Here is a 20,087-nt window from a genome sequence, read left to right on the forward strand (position 1 = left end):
CGCCCGCCTTGGCCGACGACCGGCTTTACCGGGTGGGAGCCGCCTACGAGGCCGCCCGTGGCCCGCTGCCCTCGCCGATTTAGGAGCCATCTAGGCGCGAGCTGGGGCACCTCTCGCTTGCGCGAGCAGACGCGGAATCGCACTGCGCGGACCCCGCGCGTGCGATTCCGCGTCTGCTCGCGGCCCGAGCCAGCTGCGGTGCAAGATGATGGCATGCGGATTGGACTTCTCACCGGAGGCGGCGACTGCCCCGGCCTCAACGCCGTCATCCGGGCCGTGGTGCGCACTTGCGATGCCCGCTACGGCTCGTCGGTGGTCGGGTTCCAGGACGGGTGGCGCGGGCTGTTGGAAAACCGGCGCATGCAGCTGCGCAACGACGACCGCAATGACCGATTGCTGGCCAAGGGCGGAACCATGCTGGGGACCGCGCGGGTGCATCCGGACAAACTGCGCGCCGGCCTGAGTCAGATCATGCAGACCTTGGACGACAACGGCATCGACGTGCTGATCCCCATCGGCGGCGAAGGCACGCTGACGGCGGCGCACTGGCTGTCGCAGGAGAATGTACCGGTCGTCGGCGTACCGAAGACCATCGACAACGACATCGACTGCACCGACGTGACTTTCGGCCACGACACGGCATTGACCGTGGCGACTGAGGCGATCGACCGCCTGCACAGCACCGCCGAATCGCATCAGCGGGTGATGCTGGTCGAGGTGATGGGCCGCCACGCCGGCTGGATCGCGCTGAACTCCGGGCTTGCATCCGGCGCTCACATGACGCTGATCCCCGAGCAGCCGTTCGATGTCGAGGAGGTGTGCCGGCTGGTCAAACAGCGTTTCCAGCGCGGAGACTCGCACTTCATCTGCGTGGTCGCCGAGGGAGCCAAGCCGGTGGCCGGCTCCATCGAGTTGCGCGAAGGCGGGATCGACGAGTTCGGCCATGAGCGTTTCACCGGGGTGGCCGCGCAGCTGGGTGTCGAGGTGGAGAAGCGGATCAACAAAGATGTCCGGGTGACGGTGCTGGGCCATGTCCAGCGCGGCGGTACCCCGACGGCCTACGACCGCGTTCTTGCCACCCGGTTCGGTGTCAACGCCGCCGACGCCGCCCATGCCGGCGAATACGGCCAGATGGTGTCGCTGCGCGGGCAGGACATCGGCCGTGTCGCCCTGGCTGACGCCGTGCGCCAGCTCAAGTTGGTACCTCAAAGCCGCTACGACGACGCCGCGGCTTTCTTCGGCTGACGTCGGTTTTCGCGCCGATCGCCGGAATGTGTCGAACATCCGGTAGCGCGGGCTGAACTGCGGACGAAATCTTGTTTGCCTGTTGCTTGCATCTTCGCCAATCCGGGGAATTCGCGGTTTCCGAGCAAATCAGCCCGGCTATACCGTGGGGTATGAGCAACCGCGATCCTGGTCGCGGAGACCTGCCTCAGGCCGCTCCGCCGGTAGCACAGGAGCGGCGCACCTCCCCGCCCTGTCACCGTCCGCCGGTCGAGTCGACGTCCACCACGGTGCCGCGGGTCTACCGCCGTGATACCCCTGCCTACCCCTCGTCTCCCGCTGCGCCGTGGTCAACCGCCCGGACCCCCGCGGCGACGCCGGTTCCCCCTCGTGAACGGACCCCCGGCGGCATGGCGCTCGACGTTTTCGACCAGCAGGACGCCGACGATACCGGCCGTTTCAGCTGGCGAGACCTGTTGTGGCGGATCAGCCGAAGGGACTTCGGCCCCGGCAAAGGCCCAGCATATGAACGTGAGCTGCGTGAGCGCGTCCGTACTCCGCTCGGAAGCGCGTTTCCCATGGCCGTGCTCAACCTCAAAGGTGGGGTCGGCAAGACAGCGGTCGTGGAGGCGCTGGGCTCAACTTTCGCGCAGGTGCGCAATGACCGGGTGATCGCCGTCGACACCGACGGCGGCGATTTGTCGGATCGGCATGGCCGCCGCAGCCGTTTGAATATGGTCGATCTGCTCATGGACGGTTCGGTCACCCGGTATCCGGACGTGCGCGCGCATACCTATATGAACAGTTGCGGGCTGGAGGTGCTCGGGCTGCCGGACTATGCAAAGAACAGTTGGCGAGTGGGGCGAAGCGACATCGTCAAGGTGTTTTCCATTTTGCGCAAGCATTACTCGGTGGTCCTGGTCGACTGCGTCAAGGCGCTCGAATCCAGCGCGATGGAGGCGGTGTTGCCGGAATCGCGGGCACTGGTGGTCGTTACCAGCGCCTCGATCGATGCGATACGAAAGACCAGAATCACGCTGGAGTGGTTGCGCAACAACGGATATCAAAAACTCGTCGCGACGACGGTGTTGGCGGTCAACCGCACCGAACCGGCCAGGCCCAGCACCTTGGCCGGCAAGGAACTCGAGCAATTGTCGACCGGCGTGGCCGCCACGGTGGTCCTGCCGTTCGATCGCCACGTACATGCGGGTAAGGAAATCGGTCTGGACCGGTTGAGTAAGGAAAGCCGGCGCGCCTACCTTGAGCTGGCTGCCACGCTGGCAGCCATGTTCCCACGGCGGGCATAGTCCCTGGGGTGTGCCATCGGTGGGTAGCCCTGTCCGACTCCGGTGGGCCACCGCCCGCCACTAGGATAAACGCATGACTGCTGCTGCCCGGGCTTCAGGGGCTGACCTGCTGGACTTCGACGACGTCGTCGCGCGCTTCGATCCGGTCCTCGGACTGGAAGTTCACGTCGAATTGTCCACCGCGACCAAGATGTTTTGCGGCTGCGCAACGGCATTCGGCGCCGAGCCGAACACGCAGGTGTGCCCGGTGTGCCTGGGGCTGCCCGGTTCGCTGCCGGTGCTGAACCGGGCCGCGGTCGAGTCGGCGATCCGCATCGGCTTGGCGCTGAATTGCGAGATCGTGTCCTGGTGCCGCTTTGCCAGGAAGAACTACTTCTACCCGGACATGCCGAAGAATTATCAGATTTCGCAATACGACGAGCCGATCGCCGTCAACGGCTACCTCGAGGCGCCGCTGGAAGACGGCACTACCTGGCGAGTGGAGATCGAACGTGCCCACATGGAGGAGGACACCGGCAAACTGACCCATATCGGCAGTGAGACGGGCCGCATCCACGGGGCGACGACGTCGCTCATCGACTACAACCGTGCCGGCGTCCCGCTGATCGAGATCGTGACCAAGCCGATTGTGGGAGCGGGCGAACGTGCGCCTCAGGTAGCCCGTGCCTACGTGACCGCGTTGCGCGACCTGCTGCGGGAGTTGGACGTATCCGACGTCCGGATGGACCAGGGCTCGCTGCGCTGCGATGCGAATGTATCACTAAAGCCAAGGGGTGCAATCGAATTCGGCACTCGGACCGAGACCAAGAACGTCAACTCGCTCAAGAGCGTCGAGGTCGCGGTGCGTTACGAAATGCAGCGGCAGGCCGCCGTCTTGGTGGCCGGCGGCCAGATCACCCAAGAGACCAGGCACTTCCACGAGGCCGGCTACACCAGCTCCGGCCGCACCAAGGAGACCGCAGAGGACTATCGGTATTTCCCGGAGCCCGATCTCGAACCCGTCGCGCCCAGCCGGGCACTGGTCGAAGAACTGCGCCAAACCATTCCCGAGCTACCGTGGTTGACCCGCAAGCGGATTCAGCAGGAATGGGGCATTTCCGACGAGGTGATGCGCGACCTGGTGAACGCCGGCGCGGTAGAACTGGTCGCCGAAACGGTCAAGCACGGAGCCGCCAGCAAGGAGGCGCGCTCGTGGTGGGGGAACTTCTTGGTGCAAAAGGCCAACGAGTCCGGTATCGGCCTGGATGAACTGGCCATCACCCCTGCCCAGGTCGCAGTCGTTATACGGCTGGTCGAGGAGGGCAAGCTATCCAACAAGCTCGCTCGCGAGGTCGTGGAAGGCGTGCTGGCCGGCGAAGGCGAACCGGAGCAAGTGATGACTGCCCGCGGACTGGCGCTGGTTCGTGACGACTCGCTGACCCAGGCGGCCGTCGATGAAGCCTTGGCCGCCAATCCCGATGTGGCCGAGAAGATTCGGGGCGGCAAGGTGGCTGCGGCGGGTGCGATCGTCGGCGCGGTGATGAAGGCCACCCGCGGTCAGGCCGACGCCGCGCGGGTACGCGAGCTGGTGTTGGCGGCCTGCGGTCAGGGTTAGCCCGGGCTGTCGGTTCACCGAACTGGTATCTAGGAGTTCGCTGCGAAAGACGTCGAAAGGCGCCGCGGCGATTCATGATGTTGAGGTGATCGATGAATCGTTCGATGACCTGATGACCATGCTGGATTCCCCGGTATTCGTGGTGACAACCCAGGCCGAGGGTCAGCCGTCGGGTTGTCTGATCGGTTTCGCCACCCAAACCAGCGTGCAGCCCCCGAGTTTCATGATCGGCATGCCCAGAAGTAATCACACCGCCGAGGTGGCCGGCCGATCTGACCATGTGGCTGTGCATGTGTTGGCGCAGCACCAGCGCGCCCTGGCCGAACTGTTCGCCGGCCCAACAACAGACGACGCCGACAAATTCGCTCGTTGCCCGTGGCGCGCGGGCCCTTATGGGATGCCGATTCTCGATGACGCGGTGGCGTGGTTCGTCGGCAGGACGGTGAGTCGCAGCGATGTCGGGGATCACGTGTGTTATCTGTTGGAGCCCGTGAGCGTCTGGGCTCCGGAATGCTCCGAAGAGCTGCTATACCTCTCCGATATCGACGACCTCGAGCCCGGCCACGAGGAACCGACGCGGCGGTTCTACGAACCCACCGAGGTGACCCGGCGATACGGCGTCAGGTTCACCCTCGACGTGCCCTGAGCACCTGCCGATTGTGTCGCTACCTCGGACGGGTAGCCGCTGCGTAGTTTGTCGCGTTTGTCGCTCACAGGTTGCACGAGCAGTACGGGCGCCGGGCTGAGGCTTCTGTGGTTGGTATGACGGACGTCGGGGGCCGCATCGTCGCCCAACGGTTAGGTCTTGTCGTCGTTGTTGCGCGGGAACCCGCCGCCCTGCGGGAACAACGGGAACACCACATCGTCGAGCTTCTCGGCATCACCTGCGGTCTTGTTGACCGTCGCACCCCAGACGTTGCCGTCGGGCGACATCCGCAGGGCCCAGGCATGTGCGTGGGTGTCCTTGCGTACGACGTCGGGTTCGCCGGTCACTGCGCCGGTCGACGGTGCGAGCCGAACCGCAACCGTGAGCTTGGTATTGATCAGGTTGACCAGCACGGTGCCGTCCATGGCCGCACACCCGGCCACGCCCGGCTTGTCCGGCCACGTCCATACCGTCGAGACCTCCGACTTCTTGGTGATGCGCTGCAATCGGTCGGCGCCCGGGGTGCGGTCGGCGACGTAGAGCGAGCCGTCGACGGGGTCGATGCACATGCCACCGCCCGAGCCGATCCCGGTCAGTGCTGTCGTCGGCGGCGCCTGTCCGATGGTCGTGGGCTGCTCGATGCGCAGTACCTTGCCGGCTAACGAATTGGGATCGGCGGCCAGCGCCGGGTTGCCGGCGTCGCCGGTCATGACCACCAGCGTGGTGGGGCTGGTGAAGATCAGCGCACCGGTGTTACCGGCAGGACCTTTGGGGATGCCGGTCAGGATGTCCTTCGGGACGTCACCGTCGGCGATCCTGATGACCCGGTTGTCGGTGGGCGTGCTGATGTAGGCATACATCAGCCGGTCCTGCGAATACGTGGGCGACAACACGATATCCATCAAGCCGCCGTCACCCGCCGGGTCGACCGGGATGACCATCTTCACCTTGGGCTCGGCACTGATCGAGATTTCCTTGACGGCGCCGGTGATGCGCTCGGCGACCAGCGCGGTCTTGCTGTCGATGCCCATGATCAGGCCGCTGGTGCTCTCCAGACAGCCCTGCATGACGCCCGGCGCCGGGCAGGCCTTGGGAAATGGTGTGGGCGGCAGCGGCGGCGGTGGTGGCGGGGTCGAGCTGGGCTGGGGCCGAAGTTCCGGGTTGGTGGTGAAAGGCTGCGACTGGGCATCGTTGAACCGAGCGCAACCGCTCGACACCAGCGCCGCCGCGCACAACACAGTGAGTGCGCGCCGAACCGACCGCCGTATCCGCATGACCGACAGGCTACGGACTTTGTCTGCGCCACCGCCACCTACCGACCGCGGCGTGGCAGCCCCAATCAAGTCATGGTCGGTGGGCCGGAGTCCGTTTTGGGCCACCGCCGGAACCGTTGACCGCACGAAGTGCGGACTTAACCGGCGAAAGCGCCGCTCAAATCCCCAATTCAGGACCAAATGCCCTTACCCTGACACGAGTGACCAGTTCGAATGAATCACATTGGCAGCGGCCGGACGGTTCCCCCGGACCAACCGCGGGACGCCCCGTCTCGGCAAGCCTGGTCGACCCCGAAGACGATCTGAGCCCCGGCAGCTACCCCGGCGACTTTGGCAATACCGGCACCACCACCGTCATCCCGCCCTATGACCCGGCCAATTCTGGGGCGGTCAGCTCGGGATATCACCTGCTCGACACGCAGGAGCCGTTACCGTACGCCCAGCCGCAGCCTGCCGGGCGGCCGATCCCGGCAGCGCCCGCGATCGATATCGACGCCGACGACGAGCGAGTACGCGCCGCCGGCCGGCGCGGCACGCAGAATCTAGGTCTGCTGGTATTGCGCGTCGGGCTGGGCGCGGTAATGATCGCCCACGGGCTGCAAAAGCTGTTCGGCTGGTGGGGCGGATCCGGGGTCACCGGATTCAAGAACTCACTGTCCGACGTTGGCTATCAGCACGCCGACATCCTGGCCTACGTGGGCGTAGGCGGCGAGATCGTCGCCGGAGTGCTGTTGGTCCTGGGCCTTTTCACCCCGCTGGCGGCCGCGGGCGCACTGGCTTTCCTCATCAATGGTCTGCTGGCCGGCATCTCGGCGCGGCCGCATTCACATTTCAGCTACTTCCTGCCCGACGGGTATGAATACCAGATCTCCCTGGTTGTGATGGCTGTCGCCGTCATCTTGAGCGGTCCCGGTCGCTATGGCCTCGACGCCGGTCGCGGCTGGTCCCAGCGGCCTTTCATCGGGTCATTTGTGGCGTTGCTGGCCGGCATCGCCGCCGGGATCGCCGTGTGGGTATTCCTCAACGGCGCCAATCCGCTGGCCTGAACGTCTCATCGGTAGGGGTTGGGAACCCGCCCCGCACTGGCCTCGGTCAATTGCGGCAGCGTCGAGAACGTGACCGCGGGCAAGCGCAGCTCGGTGCCGTCCTTGAGGCGGGCGCGCGCCCAGGAACCCCGGTGGAATCGCAGGCCGTCGATGTCGTCCCAGCGCACCGTACGGCTACCCAGCAGGGTCCGTACCGTCACCCCGTGGTCGTCGGCGACCGTGCGCAGCCTAATGATCATCGCCGACAACAGCACCGGGATGAGCAGCAGCGGCGCAGTCGGTGGCCATGCCAGCACGGGGATGAGCAGCCCCAGGGTCGCAAAACCCACGGCCAGGTGCGCGATCGGCGACACCCTGATCACCACCGGTGAGCCAGATACCACCCTCGTATCCTTCCATCGCGCGGGTAGGGCGCGTGTTCCGTGCCGGCCTGATCACCCCGGATTTGACGGTTGAGCTGTACGAAGGCTACCGTCAGACGCTATGGATACCGTCGGAGAGCCCAAAATGCTCCCCAGAATGCTTGTAGTACTTGGTCGGCGCGTTGGTGCCTGACTAGTTCGATCGAGCACCAACGCGCAACCCTCGTGCAGCAGCTGAGCTGGCGGGGGTTTTTTGTTGCCCCCCAACGAGACTGCCACAGCAATAAAGGATTAACAGGACAGTGAGCGCACCAACGAAGCCACACTCACCGACATCGCCAGGCGGGGCAAACGGTGTCAAGCCGTCGGCACCGCACACCAAACATGTTGCGCCGCAGCAGCTTACCGGGGCGCAAGCGGTCATCCGGTCCCTGGAGGAGCTCGACGTCGACGTCATCTTCGGGATTCCGGGAGGTGCCGTCTTGCCGGTCTATGACCCGCTGTTCGACTCCCAGAAGCTGCGCCACGTGCTGGTCCGCCACGAACAGGGCGCCGGCCATGCGGCCAGCGGCTACGCGCACGCCACCGGTCGGGTGGGGGTGTGCATGGCGACGTCGGGTCCCGGTGCGACCAACCTGGTGACACCGCTGGCCGACGCGCAGATGGACTCCATCCCGGTGGTCGCCATCACCGGTCAGGTCGGCCGCGGCCTGATCGGCACCGACGCCTTCCAGGAGGCCGACATCTCCGGCATCACGATGCCGATCACCAAGCACAACTTCCTGGTTCGCACCGGCGACGAGATTCCGCAGGTGCTGGCCGAGGCGTTCCACATCGCGGCGTCCGGTCGCCCCGGAGCGGTGCTCGTGGACATCCCCAAGGACGTGCTGCAGGGCCAGTGCACCTTCAGCTGGCCGCCGCGGATGGATCTGCCCGGTTACAAGCCCAACACCAAACCCCACAACCGCCAGATCCGTGCAGCCGCCAAGCTGATCGCCGCCGCGCGCAAGCCGGTGCTGTACGTCGGCGGCGGCGTCATTCGCGGCGAGGCGACCCAACAGCTGCGGGAACTGGCCGAACTGACGGGCATTCCGGTGGTCACCACACTGATGGCTCGCGGAGCGTTCCCCGACAGCCACCGGCAGAACCTGGGCATGCCGGGCATGCACGGCACGGTGGGAGCCGTGGCGGCACTGCAACGTAGCGACCTGCTGATCGCGCTGGGCACCCGTTTCGACGACCGGGTGACCGGTAAGCTCGACTCCTTCGCTCCGGAAGCCAAGGTCATTCACGCCGACATCGATCCGGCCGAGATCGGCAAGAACCGGCACGCCGATGTCCCGATTGTGGCCGACGTCAAAGCCGTCATCGCCGAACTCATTGCAATGCTGCGCCACTACGACATTCCCGGCACCCTCGAGCTCGGCGAGTGGTGGGCGTATCTCGATGGCGTTCGAAAGACCTATCCGCTGAGCTATGGGCCGCAAAGCGACGGCAGCCTCAGTCCCGAGTACGTGATCGAGAAGCTGGGCGAAATCGCCGGCCCGGACGCCGTGTATGTCGCCGGCGTCGGCCAGCATCAAATGTGGGCGGCGCAGTTCATCAAGTACGAAAAGCCGCGCACCTGGCTCAATTCCGGCGGGCTGGGCACCATGGGGTTTGCCATCCCGGCGGCCATGGGTGCCAAGATCTCGTTGCCGGACACCGAGGTATGGGCCATCGACGGCGACGGCTGTTTCCAGATGACCAACCAGGAACTGGCCACCTGTGCCATCGAGGGCATACCGATCAAGGTGGCGTTGATCAACAACGGCAATCTGGGCATGGTGCGGCAGTGGCAGAGCCTGTTCTACGAGGAGCGCTACTCTCAGACCGACCTGGCCACCCACTCGCACCGAATCCCCGACTTCGTCAAGCTGGCCGAGGCGTTGGGTTGTGTCGGATTGCGTTGCGAGCGTGCCGAAGACGTCATCGACGTGATCAACCAGGCCCGGGCGATCAACGACTGCCCGGTAGTGATCGACTTCATCGTCGGCGCCGACGCACAGGTGTGGCCGATGGTGGCCGCCGGCACCAGCAACGACGAGATCCAGGCCGCGCGCGGCATCCGTCCCCTGTTCGACGACGAAAGTGAAGGGCACGCCTGATGGTGAACGGGTCGCCTAAGACGCACACGTTGTCGGTCCTGGTCGAAGACAAACCCGGCGTGCTGGCGCGCGTCGCGGCGCTGTTCTCCCGGCGCGGTTTCAACATCGAGTCGTTGGCGGTGGGCGCGACCGAGCAGAAGGACATGTCGCGGATGACCATCGTCGTCGCCTGCGAGGAGACCCCGCTCGAGCAGGTCACCAAGCAGTTGAACAAGCTGATCAACGTCATCAAAATCATCGAACAGGACGACGAGCAATCGGTATCCCGGGAATTGGCTCTGATCAAGGTCCGCGCCGACGCCGGCACCCGCAGTCAGGTGATCGAAGCGGTAAACCTCTTCCGCGCCAACGTGATTGACGTATCTCCGGAATCTTTGACCGTAGAGGCCACCGGTAACCGTGGCAAGCTTGAGGCGTTGCTGCGAGTATTGGAGCCCTTCGGTATCCGCGAAATCGCCCAATCCGGAATGGTGTCGTTGTCCCGCGGCCCGCGGTGTATCGGCACTGTCAAATAACTAACAAGGAGTGACTCAACAGTGGCATTAGAGATGTTCTACGACGACGACGCAGACCTGTCGATCATCCAGGGCCGCAAGGTCGGCGTTATCGGCTACGGCAGCCAAGGCCATGCGCACTCGCTGAGCCTGCGCGACTCCGGCGTGCAGGTGCGCGTCGGGCTGAAGGAAGGGTCAAAGTCGCGGGCCAAAGTCGAAGAGCAGGGACTGGACGTCGACACGCCGGCCGAGGTTGCCAAGTGGGCCGATGTGATCATGCTGTTGGCTCCCGACACCGCCCAGGCGGAGATCTTCACCAACGACATCGAGCCCAACTTGAAGCCCGGCGACGCGTTGTTTTTCGGCCACGGCCTCAACATCCACTTCAACCTGATCAAGCCGCCCGCCGACGTTACCGTCGCGATGGTCGCGCCGAAGGGGCCCGGTCACCTGGTGCGCCGCCAGTTCGTGGACGGCAAGGGTGTGCCCTGCCTGATCGCAGTCGACCAGGACCCGACCGGAAACGGTGAGGCGCTGGCGCTGTCCTACGCCAAGGCCATCGGCGGCGCCCGCGCCGGCGTCATCAAGACCACCTTCAAAGACGAGACCGAGACCGATCTGTTCGGCGAGCAGGCCGTATTGTGCGGTGGCACTGAGGAATTGGTGAAGGCCGGGTTCGACGTGATGGTCGAGGCGGGCTACCCGCCGGAAATGGCGTACTTTGAGGTGCTGCACGAACTCAAGCTGATCGTCGACCTGATGTATGAAGGCGGGATCGCGCGGATGAACTACTCGGTGTCCGACACCGCGGAATTCGGCGGCTACCTGTCGGGCCCGCGCGTCATCGACGCCAGCACCAAGGACCGGATGCGCGAGATCCTGCGCGAGATCCAGGACGGCACCTTCATCAAGAAGCTGGTCGCCAACGTTGAGGGCGGCAACAAGGAACTCGAGCAGCTGCGCAAGGAGAATGCCGAGCATCCCATCGAGGTTACCGGCAAGAAGCTGCGCGACCTGATGAGCTGGGTGGACCGGCCGATCACCGAGACCGCGTAGTCGCTGTTTCGCCGAGCAGACGCAAAAGCCCCCAATTTGTCGGCGTGTCGGGGGATTTTGCGTCTGCTCGCGCTAAGAGGTGAGGCGCCCCGCCACCTCAACCACCCTGCGCGCCAGGTGGTCTAAGGCGTTGACCGTGGACTCGTCGAACTCGTGGATGTTGCCGTGGGTGGATACCAGGCTTGCACCGTAGGGGTTGCCGTCCACGAATTTCAGCGGGTCGGTGTATCCCGGCGGCACGATGATGCCACCGAAATGCATCAGCGTGACGTATAGGGTGAGCAAGGTTGTCTCCTGGCCGCCGTGCAGGGTGTTGCTCGACGTGAACGCCGCATACACCTTGTCTGCGAGTTTGCCCTCGGCCCACAGCCCGCCCAACGAGTCGAGGAAATCCCGCAATTGCGCTGCGACGCAGCCGAAACGGGTGGGTGAACCGAAAATCACCGCGTCGGCCCAGACGATGTCCGCACCGGTGGCCGCTGGAAGGTCCTTGGTCGCTTGGTAATTCGCCGTCCACGCGGGATTGTGCGCAAACGATGCGGGGTCGCGGGTCTCGGCGACGGGCCGGACCCGGACTTCGGCGCCGGCGGCCTCGGCCGCCGCGGCGACGCGCTGCGCCATCGTCGTTCCATGGCCGGTAGCTGAGTAGTAGATGACCGCAAGTTTCGTCATGGACTCAGCTTAGGCATGTCGGTGATGCCGAATTCGTGCCGCAGCAGGGTGCGTGCGGCGTAATAACCGGACATGCCGTGCACCCCGGGGCCGGGTGGAGTGGCCGCCGAACACAGGTACACCCCGGCAACCGGTGTGCGCCAAGGGTTAAGGCGTGGCGTGGGTCCGGCGATCGCACGCCACACGGAGTTGGCACCCACGGAGATATCGCCACCGACATAGTTGGCGTTGTGTTCGGCCATTCGTGCGGCGGGCACGGAACGTGCTGCGACGACGACGTCGCGGAAGCCAGGTGCCAGCCGCTCGACGACCCGGGTCACCGTCTCGGTCGCATCGAACGTCGAGCCCGAAGGGACGTGGGTGTAGGTCCAGAAGGGACGCCGGCTGGCGCCATCCACTCGGCCGGGATCGGCCAGGTGCGGGCTTGCGGCCAGCACCATCGGCCAGTCGGCGTGGCGTCCGGCCGCGACCTCCGCCTCGGCGCGCGCCATCTGCTCGCGGGTGCCGCCGAGGTGAAGCGTCGGGGCCCGACTGAGCCGCGAATCCGGCCACGGGATCTCGTCGCTGAGCACGAAGTCGACTTTGGCAGCGCCGGAACCGAATCGATAGCGCCGCAATGCCTTAGCGTACCGATCTGGAAGGGCGTCGCGGTAGACGTGCAGCAGCGTCGTGGGCGCCGTATCGAACACCACGACACCGCCGGGCGGAGATGTGACCTCGACGCCCGCCGTCAGCTCACCGCCGTGTGCCCGCAGATCGTCGATCAACGCGTCGGCGATCACCTGGCTGCCGCCCACCGGGATGGGCCAGCCTACCGAATGGGCGAGGGTAGCCAGCATGAGCCCGGCACCCGCCGACACCAGTGACGGCAACCGTGAAATGGCGTGGGCCGCAACGCCGGTGAACAGCGCCCGGGAATCTTCGCCCGCCAGCGATCGCCACGCGGGCGTACCCTGGCCCAGCATTCGCAACCCGAGATGCATGGCCGGCAGCAACGCGGCGGGCGCCGAACGTTTGTCGCCAAGCATAAAATCCACGACAGCAGCAAAATTCGTCACCAGCGGGCCGAGCAGCCGTCGCCAGGACGCACCGTCATCCAATTCGGCGCAGGTGCGGGCCAAGTCGCGGTAGGCGATGGCCGCTGGCCGCCCCGGCAGCGGGTTGGCATACGCGATCTCCGGTACGGCCAGTGTCACACCGCGCGCCGGGAGGTCGAACTCGGCGAAAAACGGCGACGCCAGCGCCAGCGGATGCACCGCTGAACACACGTCGTGTAGGACTCCGGGAAATTCGACGTCGGCTGCGCTGCGCGCGCCGCCGCCAAAGGTCGGTTGTGCCTCGATGACGTTTACTTTCAGCCCGGCTCGGGCGCAGACGACAGCAGCGGCCAACCCGTTGGGCCCGCTGCCGACGACGGTCACATCCACCCCTTGATTACAGCGGATGGGCCGATGGCTGCGACCTGCGGCGCCCGGCTCGGCCCCGCTGCGCCCGGCTCCGCCGCGCTGGCGATCGCGATCGCCGCTACGCTGTCCGGGTGAACTTGCCTGTTGTATTAATCGCCGACAAACTTGCCCAATCGACGGTCGCTGCCCTGGGAGATCAGGTGGAGGTGCGCTGGGTAGACGGTCCGGACCGCGCGAAGCTGCTGGCCGCAGTGCCCGAGGCCGACGCGCTGCTGGTACGGTCGGCCACCACCGTGGACGCCGAAGTGCTGGCCGCGGCTCCCAAGCTGAAAATCGTGGCACGCGCCGGCGTCGGGCTGGACAACGTCGACGTGGATGCCGCCACCACCCGCGGCGTGCTGGTGGTCAACGCTCCGACGTCGAACATCCACAGCGCCGCAGAGCACGCCATCGCGCTGCTGTTGGCCGCGGCCCGGCAGATCCCTGCCGCCGACGCCACGCTGCGGGAGCACACCTGGAAACGCTCTTCGTTCTCCGGTACCGAGATTTTCGGAAAGACCGTCGGCGTAGTCGGATTGGGTCGCATCGGGCAGCTGGTCGCACAGCGGGTCGCCGCTTTCGACGCCCACGTCGTCGCCTACGACCCATATGTCTCGCCCGCCCGGGCTGCGCAGCTGGGCATCGAACTGCTTCCCCTGGACGAGTTGCTGGCACGCGCCGACTTCATCTCGGTGCACCTGCCCAAGACGCCCGAGACCGCAGGCCTGATCGACAAGGAAGCACTGGCCAAGACCAAGCCCGGCGTCATCATCGTCAACGCCGCCCGCGGCGGCCTGGTGGACGAGGCGGCGCTGGCCGACGCTATCAGCGGGGGCCACGTGCGCGCTGCCGGTCTTGACGTGTTCGCCAGCGAACCGTGCACCGACAGCCCATTGTTCGACCTGCCCCAGGTGGTCGTCACCCCGCACCTGGGTGCGTCCACCGCCGAGGCCCAGGACCGGGCCGGGACCGACGTCGCCGAGAGCGTTCGACTGGCGCTGGCGGGGGAGTTCGTTCCCGACGCGGTCAACGTCGGCGCCGGAGTGGTCAACGAAGAGGTGGCGCCCTGGCTGGATCTGGTGCGCAAGCTCGGAGTGCTGGCCGCCGCGCTGTCCGACGGCGCGCCGGTGTCGTTGTCGGTACAGGTTCGCGGTGAGCTTGCCTCCGAAGAGGTTGAGGTGCTGCGGCTTTCGGCGCTGCGCGGGCTGTTCTCGGCGGTGATCGACGAGCCGGTGACCTTTGTGAACGCCCCGGCGCTGGCCGCCGAGCGCGGGGTATCCGCCGAGATCACCAAGGCCTCCGAAAGCCCCAACCACCGCAGTGTCGTCGACGTCCGCGCGGTCGGCGCGGACGGCTCCGTCGTGAACGTCTCGGGCACGCTGTACGGCCCGCAACTGACCCAGAAGGTCGTGCAGATCAACGGTCGCCACTTCGACATGCGTGCCGAGGGGATCAACTTGATCGTCCACTACGTCGACCAGCCGGGAGCCCTGGGCAAGATCGGCACCTTGCTGGGCGCCGCCGGGGTGAACATCCATGCCGCTCAATTGTCCGAGGACGTCGAGGGTCCGCGCGCGACGATTCTGCTGCGGCTGGATCAGGCTGTGCCCGACGATGTCCGGTCGGCGATGGTGGCGGCAGTCGGCGCGAACAAGATCGAAGTGGTCGACCTGTCGTGAAGCGCGCCGGTGACGACGTAGTGGGAGCACCGCCCGGAGGCGATGAGCTGGAGCGGCGCCAATGAAGCTCGCGATCATCGCAGGAGACGGTATCGGCCCCGAGGTGATGACCGAAGCGGTCAAGGTCCTCGACGCGGTGCTGCCGGGCGTGCAGAAGACCAGCTACGACCTCGGAGCCACGCGGTTCCACGCCACCGGCGAGCTATTGCCGGACTCCGTGCTCGCCGAACTGCGCGCGCATGACGCCATCCTCCTCGGGGCCATCGGCGACCCGTCGGTGCCCAGCGGCGTCCTGGAGCGCGGCTTGCTGCTGCGTCTGCGCTTCGAGCTGGACCATCACGTCAATCTGCGGCCGGCCCGGCTCTACCCTGGGGTGAGCAGCCCGTTGGCGGGTAACCCCGACATCGACTTCCTGGTGGTGCGCGAGGGAACCGAGGGGCCCTACACCGGTAATGGCGGCGCGATTCGGGTCGGCACGCCCAACGAGGTGGCCACCGAAGTCAGCGTGAACACCGCGTTCGGCGCGCGACGAGTGGTCGCCGACGCGTTCGAGCGGGCACGGCGGCGTCGTAAGCACCTGACCCTGGTGCACAAGACCAACGTCCTGACATTCGCCGGAAGCCTGTGGTGGCGGACCGTGCAGGAGATCGCCAAGAAGTTTCCCGACGTCGAGGTGGCGTATCAGCACGTCGACGCGGCCACCATCCACATGATCACCGATCCCGGCCGCTTCGACGTCATCGTCACCGACAACCTGTTCGGCGACATCATCACCGACCTGGCCGCGGCGGTGTGCGGCGGCATCGGCTTGGCCGCCAGTGGAAACATCGACGCGACCAGGACCAACCCGTCGATGTTCGAGCCGGTGCATGGCAGCGCGCCCGACATCGCCGGCCAGGGCATCGCCGATCCGACCGCGGCCATCATGTCGGTGGCGCTGCTGCTTGCCCACGTCGGCGAGGACGACGCCGCCGGCCGGGTGGACCGGGCGGTCGAGGCGTACTTGGCGACCCGGGGCAACCAACGGCTGACCACCACCGTCATCGGCGACCGGATTGTTGCTGCGCTCTAACGGGTCCGGACCCGCGCGCGAGTGTGCTGCGGCACTATCGGCAACGCCAGCAGCGGAAACAATCCGCACACCGCGAAGGCCAGGGGATAACCCGACGCCTCGATCACCTGGCCGAATACCGGCGGCCCAACTGCCGCGGTGAGCCGCTGGGTGGTGTTCTGCGCGCCCATCGCGCGCCCGCTCCAGAAGCGCCCGGCCACTTCGGGGATCGCGGTGAACGCCAAGCCGTTGTCGAGCACGGTGATCACCGACGCGACGACCATCAGGGCCACCGCCACAGTCGAGTGCAGGTGATCGGCTACCGCCAGCAACATCATCCCCAGCGCGGCGGCGACGGCAATCATCCGGATGGGCCGCATTCGCGAACCGAGGTGGTCCGACCACCTCCCGGCGGCGATGCGGCCAAGCGCGCCCAGCAGTTGGGAGACGCTCACCAACGTGCCGGCCGCCGCGATCGACCAGCCGTGGCTGTGGATCAGCCAGACCAGCATGAACGTCAAGACCACCGTCTGGGGGACCATGAGCAGTGCGGATGCCAGGTGGATTCGCCACAGCACCGCCGTGCCGCGATAGGGACTGGCCAACTCGCGGTGGTCGGCGACCGACCGCGCCGGCCGCGACGGGTCGCGCACCCACACCGCGCAAAGCAGTGCAGCCAGTGCGCACACCATCGCCGGGAACAGCAGCGCCACCGAGATGGAGCGCTCCCCGAGCTCGGGAAGCACCACCGCGGCCGAGGCGATTCCGAGCGGCTGCGCGGTCTGGCGGATTCCCATCGCCAGGCCGCGCTGCTCGGCGGAAAACCAGCCGGTTACCAGCCGCCCGCTGGCGGTGTTGGCTCTGGCTGCGGCCATGCCGCCGACGAACAGGGCAATGCCCTCGGCGAGCATCGACTGGGGCACCAGGGATGCCCCATAGGCGGCGGCAGCGGTCAGTGCCAAGCCCACGCTGAGCACGATCCGTTCGCCGACCAGATCCAGCACATATCCCCAGCCGATCAGCGTGAAGACCATGCCGAAGCTGGGCATCGCCGACAGCAGGGCGGCTTCGGACAGGCTGATGCCGCGCACGTCGTTAAGTGCGGGAATCAGGAAGGCAATGCCGTTGATGAAGACGGTGGCGCACAACGTCGCGACGAGCGCGACAGCGAGCAGCGACCAACGCCGTGTCGATGTTATCTGCACCTAGTGATAGTTCTCGTTGCGGCATTTCGGCAAACCTCGCTGATGCGCTGCGACCGCGCGATCATGTCGGTGGCGCTGCTGCTGGCTTACGTCGGCGAGGACGACGCCGGCCGGGTGGATCGGGCGGCCGAGGCGTACTTGGCGGAACCCGGGGCAACGAACGGGTGGCCACCATCGCCACCCGCGACCAGATTGCCACGGCGCTCTAGTGTTCGCCCCGACCGTGACCGTCATGATCAGCGGAACTCACGGTGATTGCTTCGAGCGCGTGCGGTCGCGCGCTGACCGGCACGATTGGTAGTGCCAGCAGCGGGAGCAGGCCGCCCACCGCGAACGCGACGGGATAGCCGGCCATTTCGATCACCTCACCGAAAGCCGGTGCCGCAATCGACGCCGAAATGGTTTGGGTGGTGTTCTGGGCGCCCATTGCCCGTCCGGTCCAGAACCGCCCGGCGAATTCTGCAATGGCGGTGACGGCCAAACCGTTGTCGAGCACCGTGATCACGGAGGCGGCCACCATCAACATGATGGCCACCGGTGAGTGCAAGTGATCGGTCACCGCCAACAGCAACATGACAACGGCGGCCCCTGTTGCGACGTGGCGCACGGGCCGCATCCGCGAGCCGGCCCGGTCAGACCACCGGCCGACCACGATGCGGCCAAGCGCGCCTAAGAATTGCGTAACGCCGACAAGTACGCCCGCGGCCTGGACCGACCAGCTGCGGGCTTCGATCAGCCAGACCAGCATGAAAGTAAACGCCACCGTCTGGGGCACCATAAGCAGTGCTGAGGCAAGGTGGATTCGCCACAGCACCAGGCTTCCGCGGTAGGGGTTGGCCGATTCGCGTTCATGTGTGACCGAGACCTGCGGCCACGCAGGGTCGCGCACTACGACGGCGCACAGTAGCGCCGATGATCCGCATATCACCGCCGGGAACAACAGCGCACTTGACAAACTGTGTTTACCCAGCTCCGGAAGCAATACAGCGGCCACTGCGGTACCCAGAGGTCCGGCGGTCTGACGGATTCCCATCGCCACGCCGCGTTGATGTGTTGGGAACCAGCCCGTCACCAGCCGGCCGCTGGCCGTGAAGGCGCTGGCCGCGGCCATACCGCCCGCGAAAAAGCACGTGCCTTTCGGAAGCATTGTCGGCGGCATCGACGCTGCGGCATAGGCGGCCGCAGCGGTCAGCGCCAAACCAGCTGTAAGCACGATTCGCTCGCCGAGGCGGTCGAGCAGGTAACCCCAGACGATGTGGGTGAACAGCATGCCGAAGCCCGGCATGGCCGACAGCAAAGCCGCTCCGGCAAGGGAGATGCCGCGATTTTCGTCGAGCACGGGGATGAGAAATGCAACTCCTTTGACGAAGACAGTGGCAGTTAGCGTGGCCACGATGGAAACGCCGAGCATCGCCCAGCGCTGCGTCGCGCTCTTTGTTTCCGCAGGCATCATGTGATGCTTCATCTGGTTGTTCCGATACTTCCTTGGCGGTGCGCGGCTACTCCGCCGTCGCGTTCATGCCGGTGGCGTTGGTGCTCGTCCGCCTCGGCCGGTCCTGGACGGCCCGGGTGCGCGGGGCAGCCGAGGCCTGGTTGGCAGCTCGCGGGCACGAACGGCCTGTCGCCACCGATGCCGCCGAACCGATTGCCGCCGCGCCCGGGTCTCCAAGCCGGGCGGTAGTACGCGAGTCGGCACCAATGGCACCGCGGCCAGGGGGAACAACCCGCACAAACCCCAGGCCAGCGGGTACGCCGCCGTCGTGATCAGCGCACCGAACAGCGGCGGACCCGCGGCCGCCATCAGACGCTGGGTGGTGTTCTGCGTTCCCAGGGCGCGCCCACTCCAATAGGGTCCCGCGAACTCGGTGATCGCCGTTGCTTCCAAGCCGTTGTCGAGTACCGCTATCACCGAGATGGCGATCATGAGCAACACGTCATATCGCGAACCGATGTTGTCGGTGAGCGCCAGCAGGAACAGTGCCGACGCGGCGGCGATGGCGATGATGCGAACGGGCCGCATCCGTGAGCCGACGTAGTCCGACCAGCGGCCAACCGCGATACGCCCCAGCGCGCCCAGCAGCTGCGAAATGGTCACCAAAGCGCCCGCCGCTGCAACCGACCAGCCGTGATGGTTCATCAGCCAGACGAGCATGAACGTCACGGTCACCGTCTGCGGCATCATCAGCAGCGCCGACACCGCGTGGATGCGCCACAACACCGACGACCCCCGATACGGGCTGGCCAGCTCCTCGTCAGTCGCGACCTTGCGGGACTTGCGCGGCGCGTCGGCTACGCCGAGCAGGCTGGCCACCGCAGCCACGGTGCATGCGACCGCGGGAAACATCAGCCCCGCATGGGCACCTCGTTCGGCCAACTCGGGTATGACCAGCGCGCCCAGCGCAATTCCCAGCGGTTGCGCGGTCTGCCGGATCCCCATCGCCAGACCTCGTTGATGCGGTGGAAACCAGCCCGACACCAGCCGCCCGCCGGCGCTGTTGCAGCTGGCGGCGGCCATGCCGCCCAAGAACAGATAGATGCCCATCAGGGTCAGCGAGTGCACGGACGCGGCGGCATAGGCGGCTGCGGCGGTGAGAGCCGAGCCCACGGTCATCACAATCCGCTCACCCACACGGTCCAGGACGTAACCCCAGGCCACCAGCGTTACCACCATGCCCCAGCTGGGCATCGACGCCAACAGACCGGCCTGGGTCAGCGGCGTTCCGCGCGCGGCTTCCAGCCGGGGTATCAGGAAGGCGACGCCGTTGATGAACAGGAACGACGTCGAGGTCACCAGCAGCGAGACGACCACGATTGACCAGCGTGCAAACAAGCTCAATTCGCCCGGGTCGCTCGGTTGGCGCGGCATTGGCTCATGCTCGCACAAG

At 66.2% G+C, this 20,087-nt stretch carries 18 protein-coding genes; 11 read left to right on the top strand and 7 right to left on the bottom strand.

The annotated features are described in order from the left end of the window. The 5 genes from EET13_RS31285 to EET13_RS08535 form a co-directional block, all read left to right on the top strand. A partial coding sequence (locus EET13_RS31285; protein ID WP_244603832.1) for a hypothetical protein occupies nt 1-83 on the top strand: 83 nt, incomplete at its 5' end. Between the two features lie 130 nt (nt 84-213). Continuing rightward, on the top strand, nt 214-1,245 hold the full coding sequence (locus EET13_RS08520) for an ATP-dependent 6-phosphofructokinase (RefSeq protein WP_122441941.1): 1,032 nt from the start codon (nt 214-216) through the stop codon (nt 1,243-1,245). Nucleotides 1,246-1,397: 152 nt separating this feature from the next. Next, a complete protein-coding gene (locus tag EET13_RS08525) occupies nt 1,398-2,531 on the top strand; it encodes a MinD/ParA family ATP-binding protein (protein WP_425293652.1) in 1,134 nt (377 codons plus the stop codon). 73 nt (nt 2,532-2,604) lie between these two features. Further along, nucleotides 2,605-4,125, top strand: coding sequence for an Asp-tRNA(Asn)/Glu-tRNA(Gln) amidotransferase subunit GatB (gene gatB, locus EET13_RS08530; protein ID WP_122441875.1), 1,521 nt, complete (start codon nt 2,605-2,607; stop codon nt 4,123-4,125). 112 nt (nt 4,126-4,237) lie between these two features. Beyond that, nucleotides 4,238-4,771, top strand: a complete 534-nt coding sequence (locus tag EET13_RS08535) for a flavin reductase family protein (protein WP_122441942.1) — start codon at nt 4,238-4,240, stop codon at nt 4,769-4,771. A 152-nt stretch (nt 4,772-4,923) separates the two neighbouring features. Here EET13_RS08535 and EET13_RS08540 read toward each other — a convergent pair whose 3' ends face one another. Then, nucleotides 4,924-6,045, bottom strand: coding sequence for a PQQ-dependent sugar dehydrogenase (locus EET13_RS08540; RefSeq protein ID WP_122441943.1), 1,122 nt, complete (start codon nt 6,043-6,045; stop codon nt 4,924-4,926). Nucleotides 6,046-6,245: 200 nt separating this feature from the next. On the opposite strand from EET13_RS08540, the gene EET13_RS08545 reads away from it, so the two are divergent. Beyond that, on the top strand, nt 6,246-7,091 hold the full coding sequence (locus EET13_RS08545) for a DoxX family protein (RefSeq protein WP_122441876.1): 846 nt from the start codon (nt 6,246-6,248) through the stop codon (nt 7,089-7,091). Between the two features lie 5 nt (nt 7,092-7,096). Here the strand turns inward: EET13_RS08545 and EET13_RS08550 are convergent, their stop codons facing one another. Next, the gene (locus EET13_RS08550; protein WP_122441877.1) at nt 7,097-7,474 is read right to left on the bottom strand and encodes a PH domain-containing protein; all 378 of its coding nucleotides are present in this window, start codon (nt 7,472-7,474) and stop codon (nt 7,097-7,099) included. A gap of 281 nt (nt 7,475-7,755) precedes the next feature. Here EET13_RS08550 and EET13_RS08555 point away from each other — a divergent pair, with 281 nt between their 5' ends. The 3 genes from EET13_RS08555 to ilvC are packed head-to-tail and all read left to right on the top strand — an operon-like array spanning nt 7,756 to nt 11,150. Then, nucleotides 7,756-9,600, top strand: a complete 1,845-nt coding sequence (locus EET13_RS08555) for an acetolactate synthase large subunit (protein ID WP_122441878.1) — start codon at nt 7,756-7,758, stop codon at nt 9,598-9,600. Beyond that, the gene (gene ilvN / locus EET13_RS08560; protein WP_122441879.1) at nt 9,600-10,115 is read left to right on the top strand and encodes an acetolactate synthase small subunit; all 516 of its coding nucleotides are present in this window, start codon (nt 9,600-9,602) and stop codon (nt 10,113-10,115) included. The genes EET13_RS08555 and ilvN overlap by 1 nt, the downstream gene beginning before the upstream one ends. Before the next feature lie 33 nt (nt 10,116-10,148). Next, nucleotides 10,149-11,150: a ketol-acid reductoisomerase gene (gene ilvC / locus EET13_RS08565; RefSeq protein ID WP_122441880.1), complete on the top strand. Its 1,002-nt coding sequence runs from the start codon at nt 10,149-10,151 to the stop codon at nt 11,148-11,150. Nucleotides 11,151-11,222: 72 nt separating this feature from the next. Here the strand turns inward: ilvC and wrbA are convergent, their stop codons facing one another. Beyond that, on the bottom strand, nt 11,223-11,822 hold the full coding sequence (wrbA, locus tag EET13_RS08570; RefSeq protein WP_122441881.1) for an NAD(P)H:quinone oxidoreductase: 600 nt from the start codon (nt 11,820-11,822) through the stop codon (nt 11,223-11,225). After that, on the bottom strand, nt 11,819-13,249 hold the full coding sequence (locus tag EET13_RS08575) for a phytoene desaturase family protein (protein ID WP_122441882.1): 1,431 nt from the start codon (nt 13,247-13,249) through the stop codon (nt 11,819-11,821). Before EET13_RS08575 ends, wrbA begins: the two co-directional genes overlap by 4 nt. Before the next feature lie 110 nt (nt 13,250-13,359). Here EET13_RS08575 and serA point away from each other — a divergent pair, with 110 nt between their 5' ends. Together serA and EET13_RS08585 are read left to right on the top strand one after the other, a co-directional pair. After that, nucleotides 13,360-14,946 carry a phosphoglycerate dehydrogenase gene (serA, locus tag EET13_RS08580; RefSeq protein WP_122441883.1) on the top strand — a complete coding sequence of 529 codons (1,587 nt, stop codon included), beginning with the start codon at nt 13,360-13,362 and terminating at the stop codon, nt 14,944-14,946. Between the two features lie 61 nt (nt 14,947-15,007). Beyond that, entirely contained in the window at nt 15,008-16,018 is a 1,011-nt protein-coding gene (locus EET13_RS08585) for a 3-isopropylmalate dehydrogenase (RefSeq protein ID WP_122441884.1), read from the top strand. On the opposite strand, the gene EET13_RS08590 is transcribed toward EET13_RS08585, so the two are convergent. The 3 genes from EET13_RS08590 to EET13_RS08605 form a co-directional block, all read right to left on the bottom strand. After that, nucleotides 16,015-17,202: an MFS transporter gene (locus EET13_RS08590; RefSeq protein WP_211189042.1), complete on the bottom strand. Its 1,188-nt coding sequence runs from the start codon at nt 17,200-17,202 to the stop codon at nt 16,015-16,017. The two genes, EET13_RS08585 and EET13_RS08590, sit on opposite strands and share 4 nt — an antisense overlap. A 205-nt stretch (nt 17,203-17,407) precedes the next feature. Next, nucleotides 17,408-18,652 carry an MFS transporter gene (locus EET13_RS08600; RefSeq protein WP_211189043.1) on the bottom strand — a complete coding sequence of 415 codons (1,245 nt, stop codon included), beginning with the start codon at nt 18,650-18,652 and terminating at the stop codon, nt 17,408-17,410. 66 nt (nt 18,653-18,718) lie between these two features. After that, nucleotides 18,719-20,068, bottom strand: coding sequence for an MFS transporter (locus tag EET13_RS08605; RefSeq protein WP_122441885.1), 1,350 nt, complete (start codon nt 20,066-20,068; stop codon nt 18,719-18,721). Nucleotides 20,069-20,087 lie beyond the last annotated feature (19 nt).

Source organism: Mycobacterium attenuatum (assembly GCF_900566085.1).
GTDB lineage: Bacteria > Actinomycetota > Actinomycetes > Mycobacteriales > Mycobacteriaceae > Mycobacterium > Mycobacterium attenuatum.

Excerpts from the sequence above, each read along its gene's own strand:
- EET13_RS08525 (WP_425293652.1), top strand. The coding sequence starts at position 1,398 with ATGAGCAACCGCGATCCTGGTCGCGGAGACCTGCCTCAGGCCGCTCCG.
- EET13_RS08535 (WP_122441942.1), top strand. The coding sequence starts at position 4,238 with ATGACCATGCTGGATTCCCCGGTATTCGTGGTGACAACCCAGGCCGAG.
- EET13_RS08605 (WP_122441885.1), bottom strand. The coding sequence starts at position 20,068 with ATGCCGCGCCAACCGAGCGACCCGGGCGAATTGAGCTTGTTTGCACGC.
- ilvN (WP_122441879.1), top strand. The coding sequence starts at position 9,600 with ATGGTGAACGGGTCGCCTAAGACGCACACGTTGTCGGTCCTGGTCGAA.
- ilvC (WP_122441880.1), top strand. The coding sequence starts at position 10,149 with ATGTTCTACGACGACGACGCAGACCTGTCGATCATCCAGGGCCGCAAG.
- EET13_RS08520 (WP_122441941.1), top strand. The coding sequence starts at position 214 with ATGCGGATTGGACTTCTCACCGGAGGCGGCGACTGCCCCGGCCTCAAC.
- EET13_RS08540 (WP_122441943.1), bottom strand. The coding sequence starts at position 6,045 with ATGCGGATACGGCGGTCGGTTCGGCGCGCACTCACTGTGTTGTGCGCG.
- EET13_RS08585 (WP_122441884.1), top strand. The coding sequence starts at position 15,008 with ATGAAGCTCGCGATCATCGCAGGAGACGGTATCGGCCCCGAGGTGATG.
- gatB (WP_122441875.1), top strand. The coding sequence starts at position 2,605 with ATGACTGCTGCTGCCCGGGCTTCAGGGGCTGACCTGCTGGACTTCGAC.
- EET13_RS08600 (WP_211189043.1), bottom strand. The coding sequence starts at position 18,652 with ATGCCTGCGGAAACAAAGAGCGCGACGCAGCGCTGGGCGATGCTCGGC.
- wrbA (WP_122441881.1), bottom strand. The coding sequence starts at position 11,822 with ATGACGAAACTTGCGGTCATCTACTACTCAGCTACCGGCCATGGAACG.